Annotated in this window: 13 protein-coding genes; 5 read left to right on the top strand and 8 right to left on the bottom strand. The window is 52.2% G+C overall.

Features of this window, described 5'->3' with window-relative positions; genetic code table 11:
* Positions 1-250 precede the first annotated feature (250 nt).
* The gene (locus FPG75_RS07330; RefSeq protein WP_143306113.1) at positions 251-2,617 is read left to right on the top strand and encodes a TonB-dependent receptor domain-containing protein; all 2,367 of its coding nucleotides are present in this window, start codon (positions 251-253) and stop codon (positions 2,615-2,617) included.
* A 371-nt stretch (positions 2,618-2,988) separates the two neighbouring features.
* Complete coding sequence (locus FPG75_RS07325) at positions 2,989-5,232, top strand: FUSC family protein (protein ID WP_143306112.1); 2,244 nt, start codon at positions 2,989-2,991, stop codon at positions 5,230-5,232.
* Here FPG75_RS07325 and bshC read toward each other — a convergent pair.
* Positions 5,213-6,793: a bacillithiol biosynthesis cysteine-adding enzyme BshC gene (gene bshC, locus FPG75_RS07320; protein ID WP_143306111.1), complete on the bottom strand. Its 1,581-nt coding sequence runs from the start codon at positions 6,791-6,793 to the stop codon at positions 5,213-5,215. The two genes, FPG75_RS07325 and bshC, sit on opposite strands and share 20 nt — an antisense overlap.
* 137 nt (positions 6,794-6,930) lie before the next feature.
* Here bshC and FPG75_RS07315 point away from each other — a divergent pair, with 137 nt between their 5' ends.
* Positions 6,931-7,938, top strand: coding sequence for a glycosyltransferase family 4 protein (locus FPG75_RS07315; protein WP_143306110.1), 1,008 nt, complete (start codon positions 6,931-6,933; stop codon positions 7,936-7,938).
* Here the strand turns inward: FPG75_RS07315 and FPG75_RS07310 are convergent, their stop codons facing one another.
* The 3 genes from FPG75_RS07310 to FPG75_RS07300 are packed head-to-tail and all read right to left on the bottom strand — an operon-like array spanning position 7,939 to position 12,190.
* The gene (locus FPG75_RS07310) at positions 7,939-9,408 is read right to left on the bottom strand and encodes a glycoside hydrolase family 130 protein (protein ID WP_143306109.1); all 1,470 of its coding nucleotides are present in this window, start codon (positions 9,406-9,408) and stop codon (positions 7,939-7,941) included.
* Between the two features lie 57 nt (positions 9,409-9,465).
* Positions 9,466-10,737: a glucose-1-phosphate adenylyltransferase gene (locus FPG75_RS07305; protein ID WP_143306108.1), complete on the bottom strand. Its 1,272-nt coding sequence runs from the start codon at positions 10,735-10,737 to the stop codon at positions 9,466-9,468.
* Positions 10,738-10,774: 37 nt separating this feature from the next.
* Positions 10,775-12,190 (bottom strand): glycogen synthase, encoded by a 1,416-nt coding sequence (locus tag FPG75_RS07300; RefSeq protein WP_143306107.1) that lies wholly within the window; start codon positions 12,188-12,190, stop codon positions 10,775-10,777.
* Between the two features lie 114 nt (positions 12,191-12,304).
* Between FPG75_RS07300 and FPG75_RS07295 the strand changes: the two genes are divergently transcribed.
* Both FPG75_RS07295 and FPG75_RS07290 read left to right on the top strand, forming a co-directional pair.
* The gene (locus FPG75_RS07295) at positions 12,305-13,198 is read left to right on the top strand and encodes a DUF72 domain-containing protein (RefSeq protein WP_143306106.1); all 894 of its coding nucleotides are present in this window, start codon (positions 12,305-12,307) and stop codon (positions 13,196-13,198) included.
* A gap of 478 nt (positions 13,199-13,676) precedes the next feature.
* The gene (locus FPG75_RS07290; protein WP_143306105.1) at positions 13,677-16,598 is read left to right on the top strand and encodes an FAD-binding and (Fe-S)-binding domain-containing protein; all 2,922 of its coding nucleotides are present in this window, start codon (positions 13,677-13,679) and stop codon (positions 16,596-16,598) included.
* Here FPG75_RS07290 and FPG75_RS07285 read toward each other — a convergent pair whose 3' ends face one another.
* The 4 genes from FPG75_RS07285 to FPG75_RS07270 form a co-directional block, all read right to left on the bottom strand.
* A complete protein-coding gene (locus FPG75_RS07285; protein ID WP_143306104.1) occupies positions 16,599-17,510 on the bottom strand; it encodes a DUF3472 domain-containing protein in 912 nt (303 codons plus the stop codon). It lies immediately after the preceding gene.
* A gap of 80 nt (positions 17,511-17,590) precedes the next feature.
* The gene (locus FPG75_RS07280) at positions 17,591-18,346 is read right to left on the bottom strand and encodes a class I SAM-dependent methyltransferase (protein WP_143306103.1); all 756 of its coding nucleotides are present in this window, start codon (positions 18,344-18,346) and stop codon (positions 17,591-17,593) included.
* Between the two features lie 3 nt (positions 18,347-18,349).
* Positions 18,350-21,523 carry an efflux RND transporter permease subunit gene (locus FPG75_RS07275; protein WP_143306102.1) on the bottom strand — a complete coding sequence of 1,058 codons (3,174 nt, stop codon included), beginning with the start codon at positions 21,521-21,523 and terminating at the stop codon, positions 18,350-18,352.
* 21 nt (positions 21,524-21,544) lie between these two features.
* Positions 21,545-22,666, bottom strand: a complete 1,122-nt coding sequence (locus tag FPG75_RS07270; protein WP_143306101.1) for an efflux RND transporter periplasmic adaptor subunit — start codon at positions 22,664-22,666, stop codon at positions 21,545-21,547.
* Between the last annotated feature and the right edge of the window lie 44 nt (positions 22,667-22,710).

Raw genomic sequence — 22,710 nt, 5'->3', positions numbered from 1 at the left:
AGTAAAAAGCATGATTAAAATTTAATACCCTTTAAAAATAACCAGCGCCTGTTATCATGACCGCTCCCTTAATGCAGTAACAAGTGTTAGATTGCTAATCATTTAGTTATTTTTTTATTTGGTTATTTTTTTATTTATGCATTTTATTATTGCGCCTCCCGGCGACATTGCCAACGAATGTAAATGAACAAATAAACAAATAAACAAATAGCTAAATAGCTAAGTCCCTCAAAAATGCCAACGATCGATCATGCATAAAAGCATTATTATCCTGCTTTTCTGCCTGAGTGCCTTCGCCACTAGAGCGCAACAGCGGACCATGGTGGTGGGCCAGGTGGTAGACAGCCTTACCCGGAAACCCGTAGAATACGCCACCATTGTGCTGATGCAGGCACAAGACCGCAAAACCATTGCACACGTACTGGCCGACAATAACGGCAGCTTCAGTTTCAGCGATATCGGCTATGGCTCCTACCAGGTAGGCATCACCATGCTGGGCTATGCGCCCCGCCTGATCGACACCTTCCATATTGATTCCATGCATCTCGTAAAGCGCCTGGGCGTGAGCTACCTGAGCCAGGCCTACCGCCAGCTCGGCGGCGTAACCGTTACCGGCCAGCGCCCCCTGATAGAAATGAAAGACGGCACCCTCGTTTATAATGTGGAGAATGACGTAGACAAAGACAACGCCTCCGCCGCAGAGATCATGCGCAAAGTGCCGATGGTAACTGTAAGTCCGGACGGCACCATCCGCCTGAAAGGACAAACCAATTACAAAGTGCTGCTCAATGGCCGGCCTACCTCTATCGTCACGCGCAACCCGAAAGAAGCCCTGGCAGCCTTTCCCGCCAATCTCATCAAAAGGATCGAGATCATCACCGAGCCATCCGCTAAATATGAAGCGGAAGGCGTTGGCGGCATTATCAATATCATCACACAAAAGCGGATCATCGGTTACAATGGCGGCCTCTCCGCCTCCTACAATACCCTCGGCTCCACCAACCTGAATGGCTCCTTCAATGCCAAAACCGGCAAATGGGGACTGGGCGCATTCGGCGCAGGCAACTTCTCCTATAACCGCATCGGCAACAGCTCCAGCCAGGAAAGCCTGATACCAGGCAACAAAAATATCCTGCAACAGGAAACCTCTACCTCCAACCGCGACAAAAACTATTTCGGCAGCCTGGAACTCAGCTATGATATCGACAGCACCAGCACCGTCACGCTTACCGGCAGTTTCAACAAGAGCGCCAACCGCAACATCGCGCCACAGTTCAACCAGCTGTTCGACAGCAGCGGCGCCTTGAGCCAAACAGGCCACTACAGCAGCATTACCAACAGTCATAACGATGGCTATGACTTTTCGCTATCATATATCAAAAAGTTTAACAAAGAAGGACATGAACTGTCCGCCTTCATCAGCACCAATAATGGCAACAGTTTCAGCGGCACCGATAATCAGCAGCATAACACCCCGGGGAGGGACAGCTTCTACCTGAATAATAGTCACTATAACAACAAAAGCGGCATTGCGCAGGCTGACTATTCGCTGCCGCTGCGCAAGGGGCAACGCCTGGAAGCCGGCATCCGGTATAATTTCAATGAAGCCGATAACGATTACCACCAGCTGGTACGCAACCCGGATAGCATCTATGAAGAGAACCCCGCCCGCGCCAATATCTTCAAATACCGACAGGAAGTATTTGCAGTTTACACGACCTATCGCATCAAGATCGGCGAAAAATGCAGCGTGCAAGGCGGTTTGCGCATGGAGTCCTCTAACCTCACAGGCGATTTCATCTCCAATAAAACCTCCATTCAATCCCGGTTCACCAACCTGATACCCACGCTCAGCATGTATTACAACATGAAAGGCTTTAACTCCCTCTCATTTTCGTATAGCCGTCGCGTTGAGCGGCCCGATATCGGGAGCCTCAACCCCTACGTAAATGACAACGACCCGCGTAACATCACCTATGGCAACCCTGACCTGAAACCCTCTTTCACCAATGCTTTCGGGCTCTACTACAACGCCATGCTCAAGAAAACATTCCTCAGCCTGGGCCTGGACGGTAGTTTCAGCAACGACCAGATACAGGCTATCACACGCCTCGACAGCATCAAAACCATTACCTACACCACCTACGATAACATCGGCGCCGTAGTGAATGCAGGGCTTAATGTCAACAGCCGTATTCCGCTTAACAGCAATTGGAACCTGGGCGGCAATATCCGCGGCGCCTATGCCCGAATGAAAAGTAACGGCACACAGCCGATTGACAACAGCGGCTTTACAGTGAGCGCCTATCTGAGCACAGATTATAACTTCGGCCATGGCCTCCGCGCGGATATCAATGCCAACTATAATTCCGGCACCGTGAACCTGCAAGGCTCCAGCGGTAGTTATATCGGCTACGGGTTTTCTGTGAGAAAAGAACTGCTGAAGAACAAGGCATCGCTGACGCTGTCCGCCAATCAACCATTCCAGGCCAACCGCAGCGTGGTCACGGATACGAGGGATGCCTCTTTTCACCGGACCGCTACGGCACTGATACGCGGTAACTCTTATTCGATCGGCTTCAGCTGGCGTTTTAGCAAATTGCGGGATAATAAATGATGGCGTAGATCGTAATTTGATACGCAGGTTGTACATCACGTATTAATGCGTGGGTTACGCCCGTTAATACCCGGGCTGACGCCCGGTAGGCCCGGGCGTCAGCCCCTACGGAGCTGAATGCAGCGTATCCTACGTTTTATCTACCGGGCTTTCGCCCCTACGGGGCGATATATTGGTAGCCCGCATCGCATCTACCAATATGCCGCCCCGTAGGGGCGGTACCGATTAAAATACAATCTACATAACGATCAGCCCCGTAGGGGCGATAGCTCGGTAGCCTCCGCAAGTATTTATACTATCATGCAAATAAGACCTCGCTTTTTTTGCTGTGCGCTAATAGCTACCTTTGCAGCTCCTAAACCCAGATAAGTTTGCGTACAGAACAGTTGATCAACGATATCAAGCGTTTCCTTTATAGTTATCATTTCAGTAATGGCCTGCGTACCACTATCAGCGTAGTGATACCATCACTGGTATTCGCCGCGATGGGGCAATTAGGGCTGGGCATCGCCATGTCGATGGGCGCATTGTGTACCGCCCTCAGCGATGTGCCGGGCACTATCATCCATAAACGGAACGGCCTTGTCATCAGCACTATCCTCATCTTCCTCACCGCGCTGGGCACGGGTTTGCTCATGCGCTTCCCCATCCTGATGACGGGCTGGATACTCGGTTGCTGCTTTGTATTTGCGATGATGCTCGTATATGGTAACCGTGGCGGCAACATTGGCACGGGATGCCTGTTAGTGATGGTGTCGATGCTGGGAGAATCGCTGCAAACGCCGCAAACCACGCTGCTGCATGCTTTCATGGTATTGCTGGGCAGCATCTGGTACGCCATGCTGGCGCTCCTACTTTGGCAAATCAGGCCTTACCTCAATGTACAGCAGGCCCTCGGTGATTGTATCCAGCAAACAGCGCGCTACCTGGAACTGCGCGCCAATTTCTATATACCTGGTATCAATATCACCGACAACTATAAAGCGGTGCTGGCACAGCAGGTGATCGTGAACGAGAAACAGGAGAACGTGCGGGAACTGCTGCTGAAGCGCCGTTCCGACCAGCAAGGCACTACCAGCATCAACAAAAGTATGGTGCTCATCTTCCTGGATATGGTGGATTTGCAGGAACAAATTATGGCATCGCAAACAGATTATCATGCCTTACAGGAGGATTTCAGGGAGAGAGATATATTGGAGAAATTCCACCAGCTGATACTGGAATTTGCAGAAGAGCTGAAGGTGATAGGTCTGGCGGTAGCGGCCGGACAACGTTCCCTGCCACGCGCCAATCTCAAATATGAGATGGAGAAAGTGAAGAAAGCTATCGCGGATATTACACTGCAATACCCTACCCTCAAGGAAAGAACGCTGACCATACCGCTCACCAACATCCTGCAAAACCTGCAGGACATGGCGCAGCGTATCTATAACCTGCACCGCCTTACACGCCTGGAAAGACTGAAAGACGCTTCCATCGATCCCAAGCTGGAACTATCGAAATTTACAACGCGGCAGAAATATGATTTCGAGACCTTCAAAGACAACCTCACGTTCAAGTCGCAGATATTCCGGCATGCTATCCGCGTGAGCCTGGCCACCACGGCGGGTTACATCCTGGGCATGAGCTTTCATCTCGATCGTGTATACTGGATATTGCTGACCGTAGTAGTGATCCTGAAGCCAGGCTTCGGGCTTACGCGCTCACGCAGCATACAACGTTTAATCGGTACCGTTACAGGCGCTTTGTTTGCCGCAGGATTGTTGTATCTCACCAAAAATCCCACGGTCATCTTTATAACCATGTTACTCTGTATCCTCGGCGCCTACAGCTTTATGAGCTTCCGCTATACGCTGAGCGTATTTTTTGTAACGCCGTTCATCATCTTCCTGCTGCATTTCCTGCATCCGTCTGACCTGTACAATGCCGCGCAACGGGTGCTCGACACCTTCATTGGCGGAGGCCTTGCCTTCGTGGCAAACATGGTGCTGTGGCCTAGCTGGGAGCATAATTTCCTACCGGATTACATGCAGAAAATGTTAAAGGCCAACCGCCTTTACTTCGCGCAGGTGATGGGCGTATATGCCGGCACGCCGGTTACTGTTATGGATTTCAAGCTGGCCAGGAAAGATACTTATGTGGCTACCGCCAATATGATGGCGGCTTTCCAGCGTATGTTGTCGGAGCCGAAGAGCAAACAAAAGAATGCCTCCCGCGTGTACCACTTTGTGGTACTGAACCATACCCTCACCTCGCATACCGCTGCCCTGGCGGCTTACAGCATGCATCACGGTGTGCAGTTCCCACGGCCGGAGTATAACGAAATCACCGTGTTCCTGCTGCACTATATGGACCAGCTCCTGCAACTGCTGGACCCCGCCACCAGGGCCAATGCGCAGCTGCCCGCGCCCGTACAGGCTTTTGAGCAACTGGATGGCCGGCTGGAAAGCCTGGTACAGGAAAGGCAACAGGAGATCAACGAGGGTAAAGGCGCTACCCCCGTGCGCGATGAGATGCTGGAACTGAAACAGGTACACGATCAGCTGCAAGCGATCTTCTCACTGCTGAAAGATATGGGCAAGGCCCTGCAACCCGCTACGCCAGCACAATCGTAAACTGATCTGATACCGGCGTCAGCGCCGCCAGCAGCCGGTCGAAAAAGGCCGGCCCCTCCTGCGCATACCAGGGAATGAAGTTTTCTTTACGCTCCTGCAAAGACCCTGCGGGAAACAGTTTCGCCTTCAGGGTACGGATCTGGTCTGTCTGCCACGCAAACTTTTTCTTCTCGGCGCGCAGGAATTTGTGTTCCAGCTTGCTGATAGATTTCATCGCTTTCTTGCGCTCGGAGCCGGTGGTGGCCACCAGCGTGATATCGATGCTGCGGGCTTTGGCCTCCAGCTCGTCGAACAATTTTTCTATTGCGCTATATTCTTCTTTTAATACCAGCGAAGCGTTGGTATGCTTTTGTACAAAATCATTCACCAGGTCTTCCGTACTTTTGAAAAGCGCTTCAGGAGCGAGTTCCAGCTTGTGCATGCGTTGCTGCGCGGTTTCGTCGATCAGCAGGAAAGAGTTGCGCAGGAGCAATACCGGGTAGGGTACTTTATAATAAGCGAAGAGACTTTTTAATTCAAGCCAGTAGGCGATTTCGCCGCCGCCGCCGATGAAAGCGATATCCGGCAGGATGGTTTCCTGGAACATGCCACGCAGGATCACATTAGGGCTGAAACGCTCGGGATGCGCTTCCAGCTCGGCTTCCAGCGCGCTGGCGGTAAACGTGATGCGGGTATTGAGCACCTTCCACTGCTCCCCTTCCTGCACAATACGTTCCCGCATGCCATCCATCAGGTAGAACAGGTTGATCTCACGGGGATTGGCCTGTATCTTATAATGAGCGGATATCTGCTGCAGGGTATCGTTCACGAGGTGTTGCGAACGCTGGTGGAACAATTCGTCCTTTATAACGGGAATGTATAAACGTTTTAAAGCGGGGCTGTCCGGCACCACTACTACCAGGCCATAGCGGCCAAACAGTTCATGGACGAGGAAGAGCGTTGCTTCCTGGATATTGGCATGTTCGAGGTAGGCTTTGCGGAGCAGCTCGATCAGTTCGGCGCCATGCGGCGCGTAGCCAACGGACTGTTGTATCTCATCGATCAGTTTTTGCAGGCCTTCCGGCTGCATGCGGCCTACTGCGCCATGCTGGCTGGTTTCCCAGGTGAGCGTGCGACCTTCGAGGTAGATGCTTCCCAGCTCGTCGAGGTCGGCATCTTCACTGCCCATGTAATATACCGGCACGAAGTTGTGTTGCGGATACTGTTCTTTCAGTGTTGTACACAGCTTGATGGTCTGTAATATCTTATAAACAAAATAGAGATAACCGGTGAAGATATTGGGCTGGTGGGCCGTACAGGCGGTGAAGGTATTATCATTGGCCAGCAGGCGGATATTATCCTGCACGGCCTTTACCGGCGACAGCGAACTGTATTGTTGCTCCAGCGCCGCTACCAGGGCCGCCCTGGGCGTGTTAAACGATTGCCTGGCTTTGATGGCGGCGGCAAAATCGGGATGTATTGGAGAATAGGTGTAAAAAGGTCTGAGCTGCGGATCTTCGGCCAAGAAATCGGTGACCAGCTGATTGAAGTAACCGGTCTTTCCATACGGAATATATTCCATCTATTTAACTAATTACGAATGATCAATATCGAATACATCGAAATTTTTGAATGTACGAAGTTAATCAGTTTCTTGTTTCCCCGATCCATTTGTTGATAAACGGGTGTTTTAGTCTTAGTTTTGAACAAACCGATGATATGAAGATCGCTATCCTTTCGCCGGTGGCCTGGCGTACGCCGCCCCGGCATTACGGCCCCTGGGAGCAGATGGCCTCTAACCTGGCCGAAGGCCTCGTGCAGCAAGGCTTTGACGTAACCCTCTTCGCTACCGCCGATTCTCTTACCCGTGGCCATCTCGCCGCCATCTGCCGCCATGGCTGGGAAGAAGACCGCTCCGCCGATCCGAAGGTAAATGAGTGTATGCATATCAGTTACCTCATGGAGCAGGCAGCGGATTATGACATCATCCACAATCATTTCGATTTTCTGCCCCTCACCTACTCGAAGCTGGTGAAAACGCCGATGATCACTACTATCCACGGCTTTTCTTCTTCCGTTATCATCCCGGTATACCAGCGGTATAATGCCCATGTGAAGTATGTTTCTATCAGTAATGCAGATCGTCACCCGGCGCTCACTTATACAGCCACGGTGTACAATGGCGTGAACACGGCCGATTTTCCGCTGCAATTGCTGGCAGATGATTATCTCCTGTACTATGCCCGTATCCATCCGGAAAAGGGCACACATGAAGCGATCCGCATTGCCCAACAGACTGGCCGCCGCTTGCTGATAGCCGGTATTATCCATCATGAGGCCTATTTCAAGGAAGCAGTAGCGCCGTATATCGACAAAGAGCAGATCATATACCTGGGCGCAGTAGGCGGGCCGCAACGCGGCGAGCTGCTCGGCAAAGCCGCTGCCCTGCTGCATCCTATCGCGATGAACGAGGCCTTCGGCCTGAGCGTGGCCGAGGCCATGCTTTGCGGCACCCCGGTAATTGCGTATAACCGTGGCGCCATGCCGGAGCTGATCAAAGACCGCCACACCGGCTTCCTCGTGCGGGATATACATGAAGCGGCCGCACGGGTAGCCGATATTCCATTGCTATCGCGACAGGCATGCCATGATCATGCCGCAGCAAATTTCAGCACGGAGCGGATGGTGAAAGACTATATAAAGATTTATGGAGAGATGAGACGCTGATCATACGCCATCGGCCTTGATATTGGCCAGCAGCTTTTCGAGGTCGACAGTGGCGAAACCGGAAGCGTAATCGGAAAGACCATAAGGAATGATCAGCTCTTTGTTGTGGATGATGGAACCACAGGAATATAATACATTAGGCACGTAACCTTCACGTTCGTCTTTGTTGGGCATCAGCAGCGGTTCGCGCAGGCGGCCGATCTCGATGCGCGGATCTTGCAGGTCGAGCAAACTGGCCCCGATACAATAAGTGCGCATAGGGCCTACGCCGTGCGTGATCACGAGCCATCCTTCCGGCGTTTCAATGGGCGAGCCGCAATTGCCTACCTGCACAAATTCCCAGGGATACTTCGGTGTTTGCAATATCTGCGGGCTCTCCCAGATATTGATCCTGTCTGAATACATGATGTATGAATTGATCCCGTCGATCCGGGAGATCATCACATACTTGCCATTGATCTGCCTTGGGAACAGCGCCAGGTTTTTGTTCTGCGCGCCTTCGCCATAGAGCGGCATGATCTTGAAATAGTAAAAGTCTTTTGTCTGCAACAACTTCGGCTGAATGGTGATACCGTCGTAAGCCGTATAGGTAGCGTAATAGGTGATATCGCCATCCTGGCCAACGTACTTCACAAAGCGGGCATCTTCAATGCCGCGGCTTTCCGCGTCGGAGTAGGGAAAGATGATACGGTCCGACAGGTCCGTGTCCAGAGAGAAATTCAGCTCATAGTAGGAATCGGCCAGCCAGAGCACTCTTTCGAGTTCTTTCTTGAGCAGATGATCCACCTGGTAGCGCTGCTGCATTTCGCGGATCACTTTTTTCAGGGAGAGGTATTCAAACTGATCTCCCAAACTGTTCTGTATCTCCTGCATCACGGAATCGGGCAGCTTGATGGATACGGCGTTCTGGAAGAAGCTTTGTTTATGGTAGATGGAATTGCGGATCAGTTCTGCTTCATCGATGTAGTTGCCGGCCTCCTCCAGCTTGATCTCGTTGCGTTTGTTGATCAAGCCGCTGCGGAAGGCGATGCAGGAAACATGCCCTTCACCTACGGCGCGGAAGCTGAGGATCACACGTTTCTCTCCTTCTTCAAGGCCGCTCTGGTCAATATCTTCCATCATCGATGGGTTGAAGAAGGCGGCGGACTCAATGGAGTATTCGTTGGTAAAATAAGAGCCGATCAGCAATTTCCTTTTCAGTCCGAGATTGCTGTAATCCACTTGTACAGCGGCGAAGAGATGGCTGACTTTATCAGCGTGGCGTTCGAAGATGCGGGTAATGTTGCGGTGCCGGCGGGAAAATTCGCGGAGAATGGGCGTAAAGGTTTCTTCTACTTCTTCATCGGTCATGGCTGCCACCAGCTGGATGATCGATTTGGCCCTTGCCTCCCCGTTGAAGAAGAAGCGGGCCACTACCCTTTTGAGGTCAGGATAGATCTTTGTGCTTTTCCGTTCGATAGCTAAGCGCATGTTGCATTTTTATATAGTATGTTTCCTGCGGCGGCGCCGCAGGAAACATACTATTTATCAGATGTTGAATCCATCAGGTAATACCATGCCTTTTTTCACAACAACAATGCCGTCTTTCACGGTATATTTTTCAAAGTCGCCATCTTCGAGATGTTTGCCTCCGTTGATATGTACGCCGTTGCCGATGCTACAGTTTTTGTCGATGATGGCATTGTTGATGATACAATCCTCGCCAATGCCCATTGGCGGGAATCCTTTCTCCCGGGCTTTGTTGAGCTCATCCAGCGTTTGGTAATAATCGCTTCCCATGATGTAGGCGTTGGTGATCACGCTGCCTTTCCCGATGCGGGTGCGGATGCCTACTACGCAGCGTTCGAGGCGGCTTGCCATTATAATACAACCATCGGCGATCATTGTTTTTTCCATGGCCCCGGAAATTTTTGCCGGCGGCAGCATACGTGCGCGGGAATAGATGGTCTGGGATTCGTCGAAGAGGTTGAACAGCGGAATATCGTCTGTGAGGCCGATATTGGCTTCAAAGAACGAAGGGATGTTTCCGATATCGGTCCAGTAGCCTTCGTACTGGTAGCTGAATACGCGGCGGTGCGATTCGATGGCGTGCGGGATCAGTTGCTTGCCGAAGTCGGCTGCCTCGGGTTCGTTGTTGAGCATATCGAACAGCACCTGCCGGCTGAAAACATAGATGCCCATAGAGGCCAGGTAGATGCGGCCTTCGTGCTGCATCTCTTCACTTACTTCTGAGGCCCATGGCGGCAGTACGTCTTGTGATGGTTTTTCGGTGAACGATACGATGGCGCCGCTGGCATCTGTTTTCAGGATGCCGAAGTCGGACGCCTCTTTCGCGCTCACGGGTATGGTGGCGATGGATATTTCCGCGCCGGTTTCTATATGATGATCGATGAAGTGGTGGAAGTCCATCTGGTAAAGCTGATCACCGGAGAGGATGAGCACATATTCAAATTCGAAGTTCTCCATATGATGCAGGCATTGCCGCACAGCGTCGGCGGTGCCTTGGTACCAGGTGGGGTTATCGGGGGTTTGTTCTGCTGCGAGGATATCTACAAAGCCCTTATCGAAATTGCTGAAGTGATAAGTGTTTTTGATATGCTTGTTCAGCGAGGCGGAGTTAAATTGCGTGAGCACGAAGATGCGGTTCAGACCGGCGTTAAGACAGTTGGAAATGGGGATATCCACGAGCCTGTACTTTCCTGCCAGTGGTACGGCCGGTTTGGAGCGGCGGCGGGTCAAGGGATATAAACGGGTGCCTGCACCTCCCCCGAGTATTATGGACATAACGGCGTTGGACATAATGGAATTGGTTTAGATGAAAGAATTGATTCACTGCTTATTTCATACTGGAATACACGTCCAGGTATCGCTGCGCGGAGCTGCCCCAGGAGTGGTTTAACTGCATTGCTATGTGCCGGACTTCCTGGAGTTTGCTTTCATCGTGGAATAGTTCCAGTGCCCGTTTGACTGAATAACACGCGTCCCATACGGAGGGTTGAATAAATCTTATTCCAAATCCACCGGGGTCGCCAAAATCGGTAACGGTGTCTTTCAGGCCGCCAATGCTCCTCACGATGGGCACGGTGCCATAACGCAGCGCATACAGCTGGTTGAGGCCACAGGGTTCCACACGGGAGGGCATCAGCAGGAAGTCGCTGCCGGCATATATCAGGTGCGACAATGCTTCGTTATACCCGATATGCAGGTTAAAGCCATAGCCGGTTTCCTCGCGTGTTTGCTGCAACATCCATTCGATGTGCGGTTCTCCGCTGCCCAGTACGAGGAAGTTTACTTCGCCGGGCAATTCGTGGAGGCTGCGGCTGATGATCTCGGGGAGCAGGTCGGCGCCTTTATCGCCTACCAGCCTGCCGATGAAGGATATCAGCGGCAGTGAGGTATCCAGCCCGAAACGCTCGCAGAGGGCCTGTTTGTTGGCATGCTTGCCGTTATCGATCGTGTTCGTGTTGTAGTTGGCAGTGATCATGGGGTCGGTGTTGGGGTCCCATACAACTGCATCGATGCCGTTGATGATGCCCACCGTTTTCGCGCGCTCGCTGCTGATCAGGCTCTCGAGGCCATTGGCCGATGTATACAGCTCTTCCATATATCCCGGCGATACTGTAGTAACACGCCAGGCACATTTGATAGCGGCAGCCAATGGATTGATGGCGCCGTTCCAGTCCAGCAATCCTGATTTCCAGAGATCGAAGGAAGGGATGAGGTAGAGTTTATCCCATCCAAACTGGCCCTGGTACTGGGCATTGTGGATGGTGAGCACAGAAGGTACTTCTTTCAAACGGGAATATTTGTAGCCCCAGCTCATCAGGAAAGGGATCAATCCTGTATGATGATCATGGCAATGGATCACATCCGGCTGGTGCTGCCACTCGTTGATCCAGTCCAGTACTGCAATCTGAAAAGCCAGGAAACGTTCGGTATCGTTGGGATAACCATATACGCCGGGCGTATCGAGCAAACCCGGGATATCTACTAAATAAAGGTCGAAGTCGAGCACATTGTGTCTTTCCTTCAATACATTGAAATGATACCATTGATGGCCCAGCCACATGCCGGCCTGATGTACCACATCAAATTCGTGCGTATCGTAAAATTTTGTTCTGTAGGCCGGCAGTACCACTTTGGCGATGCTGCCCAGCTGGTGCTGGTATTTGGGCAATGCCCCTACCACGTCACCTAGTCCGCCTACTTTGGCTACCGGGTAACATTCCGCGCTGACGTGTAAAATCTCCATGCTGATAAATTAGATAATGCTTATTAAGTTAATGTGTAAAAACAACAAAACAAAATTTTCTTAAATTGCTTGTATCCTCGCGTAAATATTGGTTGTCATGTAAAAACTAAGCTCATGGATTTCGGTCGTGTTCCTTCTTCCCAATTAGCGGAAATAGACTTCAAACTCGCCGCAGAGCCGCAGTTCAACAAACAAGTGCTGAAAGGCAAGCGCGCAAAGAAACCTTTGCTATACTCCGGATGCGCCAAATGGGGCCGCAAGGAATGGATCGGCAAGATCTATCCCAAAGGCACCAGGGAAACGCAGTTCCTGCAAGAGTATGTAAAACATTTCAACAGCATTGAACTGAATGCCACCCACTACCAGATCTACGGCCCTGACACCATCCGGCGTTGGGCGGAAAAGGCCAAGGGGCTTGACTTCCGCTTCTGCCCTAAAGTACCGCAATCGATCAGCCATTACAGCACCTTGATCAATGCCGGCGAACGCACCACAGAATTCCTGGAAGGCGTGCTGGCATTCGGCAAACATCTCGGCCCTATCTTTCTTCAGTTAAGCGATAAATTCTCTCCGTCGCGGAGAAACAATCTTTATCAATACATCGCCTCCCTGCCCAAAGACCTGCAATTCTTTGTAGAAGTGCGACACCCGCAATGGTTCGAAGATGAGGCCATCCGCCTGGAATTTTTTGATCAGCTGCAAAAAAATAATATCGGCGCCGTGATCACGGATGCCGCCGGCAGAAGGGATTGCGCGCATATGCACCTCACGGTGCCAAAAGCGTTTATCCGCTTCGTTGGCAACAGCCTGCATCCTACGGATTATACACGTATCGACGATTGGGCCAACCGTATCAAATACTGGCTGGACAAAGGTTTACAGGAACTATATTTTTTCATGCACATGCATGATGAAGCGCTATCGCCCGATCTGGCGGCCTATGTGGCTGACAAGCTGGAAGAGGTGTGCGGCGTGGCGGTAAAAAAGCCGCAGTTTGTAGCGGAATAATGCAGTAGAATATTTATCTTTATTACTCTTCCCGCAACAGCAGGTACTGCTAATATTATTTTATCTTTTTTTGGAGTATTTTAATCAGGGCTTTATCCATGCTTGAAACAGGCGGCATACCGGCTTGATCTATGCTGTTAATATGCTATTGATATATTACCCGGGCATGCTATTGCCATATTACCCGGGCTCACGCCCGGGCCTACGGGGCTGATCATAGCGTAACCTACGTTTTATCTACCGGGCTTTCGCCCCTACGGGGCGATATGTTGGTAGACCGCATTGCATCTACCAATATGCCGCCCCGTAGGGGCGGTAGCAATTGTATTGATCAAGCCCGGGTATCAAAATATGATCTACGCTATGATCAGCCCCGTAGGGGCGATAGCTCGGTAGACCGGTAGACCCGGGTAAACCCCGGGTTGAAAAAGACCGGTTGAAATATTATTTTCGCCCTTTCAAAACCGGTACATTCATCATGCGCGACAAGCTAGAGCAATTGGCCCAACAACTGGAAGGCACGCTTTATACAGACGATACCATGCGGACGCTTTATGCCACCGACGCATCGGCATACCGCGAAATGCCACTGGCGGTGGCCATTCCCGCGGGCATCAAAGACCTGAAAACACTGATCACTTTTGCCAATACTCACCATACTTCGCTGATCCCCCGCACCGCCGGCACTTCGCTCGCCGGACAGGTGGTAGGCAATGGCATCATCACCGATGTGTCCCGTCATTTTACAAAGATCCTGGAGTTAAATAAAGAAGAAGGATGGGTACGTGTACAGCCCGGCGTAATCCGCGACGAGCTGAATATGTACCTGAAGCCGCATGGCTTCTACTTCGGCCCGGAAACGTCCACAGCCAACCGCGCCATGATCGGCGGGATGGTGGGCAATAATTCCTGCGGCTCTAACTCGGTGGTATATGGCAGCACACGCGAGCATCTGATGGAAGTGAAAGCACTGCTCAGCAATGGTGAAGAAGTTACTTTCGGCGAGCTGGATACCGAAGCGTTCCACGCCAAATGCGAAGGACCTGATACCCTCGAAACCCGCGTCTATAAACAGATACGGACGGCGCTCAGCGACTACCGCCACCAGGAAGAGATCCGCCGTGAGTTTCCGAAGAAGAGCATCCCGCGCCGCAACACCGGCTACGCCGTAGACCTCTTGTTAGAAACAGCGCCTTTCACCGCCGGCGCCGAAAATTTCAATTTCTGTAAACTCATCGCCGGATCAGAAGGCACCCTGGCTTTCATCACCGAGATCAAACTACACATCGATCCGCTGCCGCCGAAAGAAACAGGACTGCTCTGCATCCATTTCAATAACATCGATGAATCCCTGCGCGCGAATGTGCTGGTAATGGACTTCAAACCCAGCGCCAGTGAGCTGATCGACCATTACATCCTCGAATGCACGAAAGATAATATTGAACAAAGCAAGAACCGTTTCTTTGTACAGGGAGATCCCGGCGCAATCCTCGTAGTGGAGTTCTGCCGCGACACCCGCGAAGCAGTGACGGAAATTGCCAGTCGCGTGGAAGCCACGCTGCGTGCGGCCGGACTCGGATATCATTTCCCGCTCCTCTTCGGCGACGACACCAAAAAAATATGGGCCCTGCGCAAAGCAGGTCTGGGCTTGCTCAGCAACCTCCCCGGTGATGAAAAGGCCGTTCCGGTGATTGAAGATACCGCCGTGGCCGTGGAAGACCTTCCCGCCTTCATCCGCGACTTCAACGATATCCTGAAAAAATACGATCTCTACGCCGTACACTACGCCCATGCGGGCAGTGGCGAGATCCACCTCCGCCCTATCATCAACCTGAAAACAACAGCAGGCAACCAACTTTTCCGCACCATCGCGGAAGAAATTGCGACCCTCGTAAAAAAATATCATGGCTCGCTGAGCGGCGAACATGGCGACGGCCGCCTTCGCGGCGAATTCATCAAACAGATGGTGGGCGAACGCAATTACGAACTGCTACGACAGGTGAAATACACCTGGGACCCGGATAATATCTTCAATCCTAACAAGATCGTAGATACGCCGTCTATGAACAGCATGCTGCGTTACGAGCCAGGTAAGGCAGCGCCGAAACTCAATACCATCTTCCATTTCCCGGACCAGACCCTCCTGCAACATGCGGAGCAATGCAATGGTTCGGGCGACTGCCGCAAAACGCAACTCAGCGGCGGCACCATGTGCCCCAGCTACATGGCCACCCGAAACGAAAAAGATACCACCCGCGCACGCGCCAATATCCTGCGCGAGTTCCTCACGAACTCCACGAAGGAAAATAAATTTGACCACCAGGAGATCTACGAAGTACTGGACCTTTGCCTGGCCTGCAAGGGGTGTAAGTCGGAATGCCCGTCCAACGTGGATATGGCCAAACTAAAGATGGAGTTCCTGCAACATTATTACGATGCCAACGGCGTACCGATGCGCGCAAGGATGATCGGCAATTACTCCAGACTATCGGCCTTAGCCGCAATCCTGCCGGGCCTGTACAATGGTCTTATTCATAACTCCTTCACCGGTGGATTGATCCGTAAATTTTCCGGCTTTGCGCCGAAACGCTCACTGCCAGGGCTTTACAAGACAACCTTACGGAAATGGTTCAAGGAAAAGTGGCCGCAGGAAAAACAAGGCGTGGCCAACAAAAAAGTATATCTCTTCTGCGATGAGTTTACCAATTATAATGATACCAGCATCGGTATCAAAGCGGTACAGTTACTGCACCGCCTCGGTTACGATGTGCAGATGATAGACCATCCGGAAAGCGCGCGGGCATATATGTCCAAAGGATTGTTGCGCAAGGCGCGCGAATTGGCAGAGGAAAATGTTCGTATATTCAGCACCGTTATTAACGACGAAACGCCGCTACTCGGCGTAGAACCTTCTGCCATATTGAGTTTCAGGGATGAGTACCCGGACCTGGTGAGAGAAGGATTAAGAACCGATGCCCGGCAACTGGCAAAAAATGTGTTCCTGATCGACGAGTTCCTGGCGAACGAAATTGATAAAGGCGCTATTACAGCGGCGGCATTCACGACTGAAAAGCAATATATCAAACTGCATGGGCATTGCCAGCAAAAGGCGCTGTCATCGGCCCTGCACAGCAAGAAGATATTATCGCTCCCGCAAAATTATACCGTGGAGCTGATCCCTTCCGGCTGCTGTGGCATGGCGGGTTCTTTCGGTTATGAAAAAGAACATTATGATATCAGCATGCAGATCGGCGAGCTGGTATTGTTCCCGGCGGTGCGTAATGCGGTCGAAGGCACGATCATTGCGGCGCCCGGCACCAGTTGCCGCCACCAGGTGAAAGACGGCACCGGCGTAAAGGCCCTGCATCCGGTAGAGATACTGTTCAATAGTTTGAAATAATTATTCTTCCACCGGCATCACGCTAAGCGGCGGTGTGCCGGTAGCCTCGCGGATGATATTAGTGTTCGGCGGCAGGTAGTAATCACTGCGGCCGCCGCCACTGCTCATCATAAAACCTTTGTCGGGCGAATAGGCAAAACCGTAGTCTTTCACGCTGCGGTTCTTATCGCCGAAAGGCAGGTCGGTAGTGACTTTGAGCAGCTCCTCCCATTTGCCGCCGGCGCTGCGCAGCCATTGATTATTGAAATAACCGGTACGGCGGTGTTGGTCTGACCCGCTGAAATCTTCCAGGAAAGACCCCATTCCCCGCAGGTACTGCAGTCCTGGCCGGCTGATCTTCGCGATCATCTTCCAGTGATGATCTACATAAAAAAACATACTGATCACCGTTTGATTTTTTGCGCTGTCTGGCACCGCATGATACAGGAACTTGCAGGTATCGCCGGCTTTCCAGGCGTACACCCAGTGGGTATGCATACCGGAACCTTCGCCACCAAAGCGGTTATAGACCACTCCCTCCCCGTTTTTCAGCAAAGTTGCACGATCTCCTTCTGCCGCTTCATTACGGTTGTTGTGCCCGTATTTATCGTCCCAGACAGAAAAGATCACGCGCCTTTCTTTACCACTGTTCACCTGTATGCCGCCATAGAAGCCATCGCCCGAATACGCGGAATAGTAGGTATGGTGCGGATCTTCACCGGGTGGCACCACGATCTCATTGTAGAGCCATTCGATGTCTTTGACATCAGTACGATACCATAAGGTGAGATAAGCCGCATTGAGCCGCTTTACAGGATGGCCGGGCAATTGCCGGGTACTGTCCAGCGAAGCGGGCGTAACAACCGGGATATTTTGCGCAGCGGCCTGCAAACAGCTTGCTGTACACAATACCATCAATAACTTCTGGTACATAGCGCGAAGGATTTATTACAGGGAAGATAATCCGCCTGATCGAAATAATTTGTTAAAGCCAGCGGTAGATAAATTGGCGCTCAGCCTACGGGGCCGAGGTAGAGCTGCGTATCGTAATGGAATTTCACCATGCGGTTTTCCTGGTGTTGTTCGAAGATATCTTCCAATGCCTTGATCATGGGCGTATAGGCCGGATGGTGCTCGTCTGGCGCATAGGAAGAGGAAAGCAGGCGGCCTTTGAGGCCGGTGAAGTCGAATAGCTGGGCATTCTGGAAAGTATGGTGTATATATGGATGCGGCGCAAAGAAGTTGGCTAACTGCGACGCCCCTACGTTTTTATGATTCACTTCTTTGTAGTCGGTACCGAAGCGTTGCAGCAGTTTTTCGTAATCTTTTTCAAAGGGTGTGCTCATGCTTCGTTTGTTCCAGATGAGCGCTACATGTGCGCCGGGCCTGGCGATGCGGCGAAATTCCGCTTTGGCGGCGGCGGCATCGAACCAGTGAAAGGCCTGACCAGCTACGATCAGGTCTACGCTATGATCCGGCAGCGTAGTTCGTTCAGCCGTTCCCGTTATAGCGGTAAACTGCGGGTAACGTTGCAGCAGGGAGATCATGCGTTCGCGCATTTCTGCGTTGGGTTCTACTGCCATCACGGGGTTACCGTTGTGGAGGAAAGGCAATGCGGAGATGCCTGTGCCTGCGCCAATATCGGCCACTATCGTTGTTTTCAGCAGCCCCGCCTCTTTTTCCAGGTAAGGTATCAGCGCATCCGGATAATGCGGCCGATACTTGACATAGTTATCGACGCGGCTGCTGAAGCGTTCTGTATTCTTCATAAATTATTCTCCCAACCCTTTGGGTTTCTTTTCTTCATTACCATGGGCTTCCAGTTCGGCCAGCTTTTTCTTGCCATAAGACATCTTCGTGATCAGCACATACAGCACCGGTACGCTGAAGATGGCCAGCAGCGTGGCTGCCAGCATACCGCCTACTACGGTGAAGCCTATATTAACACGGGAGGCGGCGCCGGCGCCTTTCGCCAGGCACAAAGGCAACACCCCCAGAATAAATGCGAAGGAAGTCATGAGGATCGGCCTGAAACGCAGCTTCACCGCCTCCAGCGTGGCTTCCATCAAAGGCATGCCTCTGTCTACACGCTCTTTACAGAACTCTACGATCAGGATGGCGTTCTTCGCGGCCAACCCGATCAAAGTGATCAAACCGATCTGTGAATATACGCTATTCGCCTGCTTGCTGAGGAACAGCGCCACAATGGAGCCGAACAGCGCGATAGGCACGGCCAGCAGCACCGACAAAGGCACCGACCAGCTTTCATACAAGGCGGTTAACAGGAGGAATACAAAGAGGATCGACAAGATGAAGATCATGGTGCTCTTGTTGCCCGCTTCAATTTCCTGCAAGGATACGTTGGCCCATTCGTAACCGAAGTTGGCCGGCAATGTTTTAGCGGCCACCTCTTTCAATGCCTCGATCGCATCACCGCTACTGTAGCCCATTTTCGCGTCCCCGTCAATTTCCACGGAGCGGTACAGGTTGAAGTGGTTGATCACCGGCGCGCCGGCGCCTTTCCTGGAAGTGATCAGCGCGCTCAATGGCACCATCGTACCGGTATTATTGCGTACATAGTAAGTAGCGAGGTTGTCGATACTGGTACGGTAGGCCGAATCAGCCTGCATCACCACGCGGAAGCTGCGGCTGAACCGCGTGAAATCATTCACATACAATCCGCCCAGATAGGTTTGCAATGCGTTGAACACATCGCTCACGGCCACGCCCAGCTGTTTACATTTATCTCTGTCTACATCCACATTGAATTGTGGCGTATTGGTACTGAAGAAAGCATATGCCCGCGCAATCTCCGGCCGCTGGTTGGCGGCCATGAGGAACTGCCCCATCACCTGTGTGAACTGGGCCAGGTCGGGATTGCTCTTTTGCTCCAGTATAAAAGAGAAACCGCCGGAAGTACCCATCCCGCGCAGGGTGGGCGACGGAATACAAATGATCGTAGCGCCTATGATGCGGCTTACTTTTCCTTGTATGCGGCCTAATACCGCGCCCATATTATCGCCATGCGGATAGCGCACATCCCAGGGTTTGAGGCTCACGAAGAATGTACCGGAGTTGGGTTTGGTAGCATTGGCCACGAAGTTGATACCCGAGATACCGAAGAAGTGATTCACGGCGCTGTCGGCCAGCAATATCTGGTTGATCTCTTCCACAACGGCTTTCGTGCGCTCGGATGAAGCCGCATCGGGCAGTTCCACGGCGATGAAGAGCGCGCCCATATCTTCCTGCGGCACAAAGGTGGTGGGTGTTTTCTTGAACAGGTATCCTGCGATCACGAAGATGATCGCCAGCACCACCAGCATGATCGGCGTTTGATGGATCGCATGTTTCACGCCGTTGGCATAACGGTTGGTCACCCTGCCGAACCATTCATTGAATTTGAAAAATATTTTGTTGAGGCCATGCGATTTCTGGCTGAGATGTGCAGGCCGCAGCAAAATGGCCGTGAGCGCGGGTGTGAACGACAGGGCCAGGAAGGCCGACAACAATACCGAGAACGCAATCGTGAGCGCAAACTGCTGGTATAGCCGCCCGCTCACACCGGGGATGAAAGCCACCGGCACAAATACGGCCGCCAATATCAATGCAATGGCAATTACCGGCGCCTGCACTTCCGACATGGCTTTGAAGGTAGCTTCCCGCGGCGACATCAGGTCTGCATCAATATGATGCTGCACGGCCTCCACCACCACGATGGCATCATCCACCACAATACCGATAGCCAGCACAAAACCGAACAGTGTGAGGGTATTGATGGAGAAGCCCAGGAGTTTGAAGAAGATGAAAGTACCAATGAGCGATATGGGGATCACCAGGATGGGGATGAGCGTGGCGCGCCAGTTCTGGAGGAATACGAATACCACGATCACCACCAGTGCAAGCGCTTCCAGGAAGGTCTGGATCACTTCATCGATAGATATCTTTACGAAAGAGGTGGTTTCAAAAGGCACCAGCCATTTCACATCTTCCGGGAATGATTTGGAAAGTTCGGTCATCTTGGCGATCACGCGGTCGTTCACATCGAGCGCATTGGCGCCGGGGGCAAGATAGATGGCCATCCCGCTACCGGTTTTACCATCCGCTTTGGCTTCGATCGCATATGTGAAGGAGCCCAGGTTGATACGGGCGATATCCCGCAGCCGGACAAGCGAGCCGCTGGCGCTTTTGGCCACTACCACGTTACCAAATTCTTCTGAGGTGGCGAGGCGGCCTTTTACGCTTACCGTATATTCAAATGCCTGTGAATTGCCCATGGGCGGTGCGCCGATGATGCCGGCAGGCACCTGCTGGTTTTGTTCGGTGATGGCGGCGGCTACATCTTTCGCGGTGAGGCCGAGGGAGGCCATCTTGTCGGGATTAAGCCAGATACGCATACTATAGTCCTGCGAAAAGGCGTTCACATCACCCACGCCGGGCAAGCGGGCCAGCTCGGGCTTCAGATAGATATTGACGTAGTTATCAAGAAACTCACGGGTATGCGTGCCTTTGGGCGAGTTCAGCGCGAGCACCATGAGCATATCATTGGAACGCTTCTTAACGGTTACGCCTACACGCCGTACCTCATCCGGGGTACTGGGCAATGCGAGGCTCACGCGGTTTTGTACATCCAGCGTGGCGATATCCGGATCGGTACCGAGGTTGAAGGTAACGGTGATGCTCATGGAGCCATCGTTGGCGCTCACGGATTGTATGTACATGGCCCCGGGGGTACCGTTCACCTGGTTTTCGATCGGCGTGGTCACGGTTTCTTCCACGGTGGTGGAGTTAGCGCCCACATAGTTGGCCCTCACGTCTGTTACAGGCGGTGCGATATCTGGCAACTGCGCGATGGGCAGGTTAAACATACAGATCAACCCTACAATCACGATGATGATAGCAATAACGATCGTAGTATTCTTGCGCTCTATAAATGTTTTCGAGATCATGCTGTGAAGGCTGTTTAGGATTTATGGTTTACCTGGTGCCGCGCCGGCAATATTCACGGTGTCGCCCGGCCTTACTTTCTGCAATCCTTCTACCACTACCTTGTCGCCTGCATTGAGACCGCTGTTAACGATCAGCATGGTATCGGTGACGGCGCCGGGCACGATAGATTTCGGCACGATCACGTTAGCGGGAGAAAGCGTATATACACTGGTTTCGGAAAGGTTCTGTATGATGGCTTTCGCCGGGATGGCAAGCTGGTTGGCGGGCGTAGCGTATTGCATCACCACCACGGCGCTCATGCCTGATTTGAGCAGGCCTTCGGCATTCGGAAATTCGAGGCGTACGCGTACGGTGCCGGTTTGCGGATCTACTGCGTTGTTAACGGTGAGCACCTTGCCGGGCTGCGGATAACGTTCGCCGGTCATGAACTGGACAAAGAATTTTTTGTCGGACTGCGTTTTCATAAATTCCTGCAAGCGTCCCTGCGGGATGTCGAAGTCGGCATACATAGGATTTTCATTCACGAGGGTGTTGATCACCGTCTGGCCGGCGTTCACGATATCTCCCACCCTGATCTGGACGATGCCGATCTTTCCGCTTACGGGCGCGCGCATCATGGCGTGGTTCACATCGGTGCCGGCGCGGGCTACGGCGGCCCTGGCGGCGGCTACATTGGCTTCCGATGTTTGCACGGCTGTGGAGGCCTGGTCTACCGTTTGTTTGGAGATCGCGTCATGATCGAGCAGGGTTTTGTAGCGGTCATAGTCGCGTTTCTTCAGGGCGAGGTCGGCTTCGGCCTGCTGCAGGGTGGCGGCCACCTGTCCATAAGCGGCGTTGTAGCGGCTTTTATCGATCTCGTACAGCACCTGTCCTTTGCTCACATTGCTGCCATCTTTCGCACGGATAGCTTCGAGGTAGCCGGTAACATCCGAGCGGAGCTGTACGATGTTATTGGCTTGCAGGGTGGCCGGGAATTTCTCTGCTACTGTATAGGATGCGGGCTGCACAGGCACCGCTACCACGGTGGCTTTCATGTGCGCCATCATCGCTGCCTGCCCCTGGTCCTTTTTACCGCCGCCACAGGCGCTCAGCATCACTGCTGCTACCAGAACAATATTTCCTTTGTAATTTTTCACATACATATGAAGTATCAATTACGATTGACGAATGAAGAATGACGGTAGAA

It is taken from the genome of Chitinophaga vietnamensis (assembly GCF_902167635.1).
Taxonomy (GTDB): Bacteria; Bacteroidota; Bacteroidia; order Chitinophagales; family Chitinophagaceae; genus Chitinophaga; species Chitinophaga vietnamensis.
This window is presented reverse-complemented; position numbering and strand designations above follow the sequence as displayed.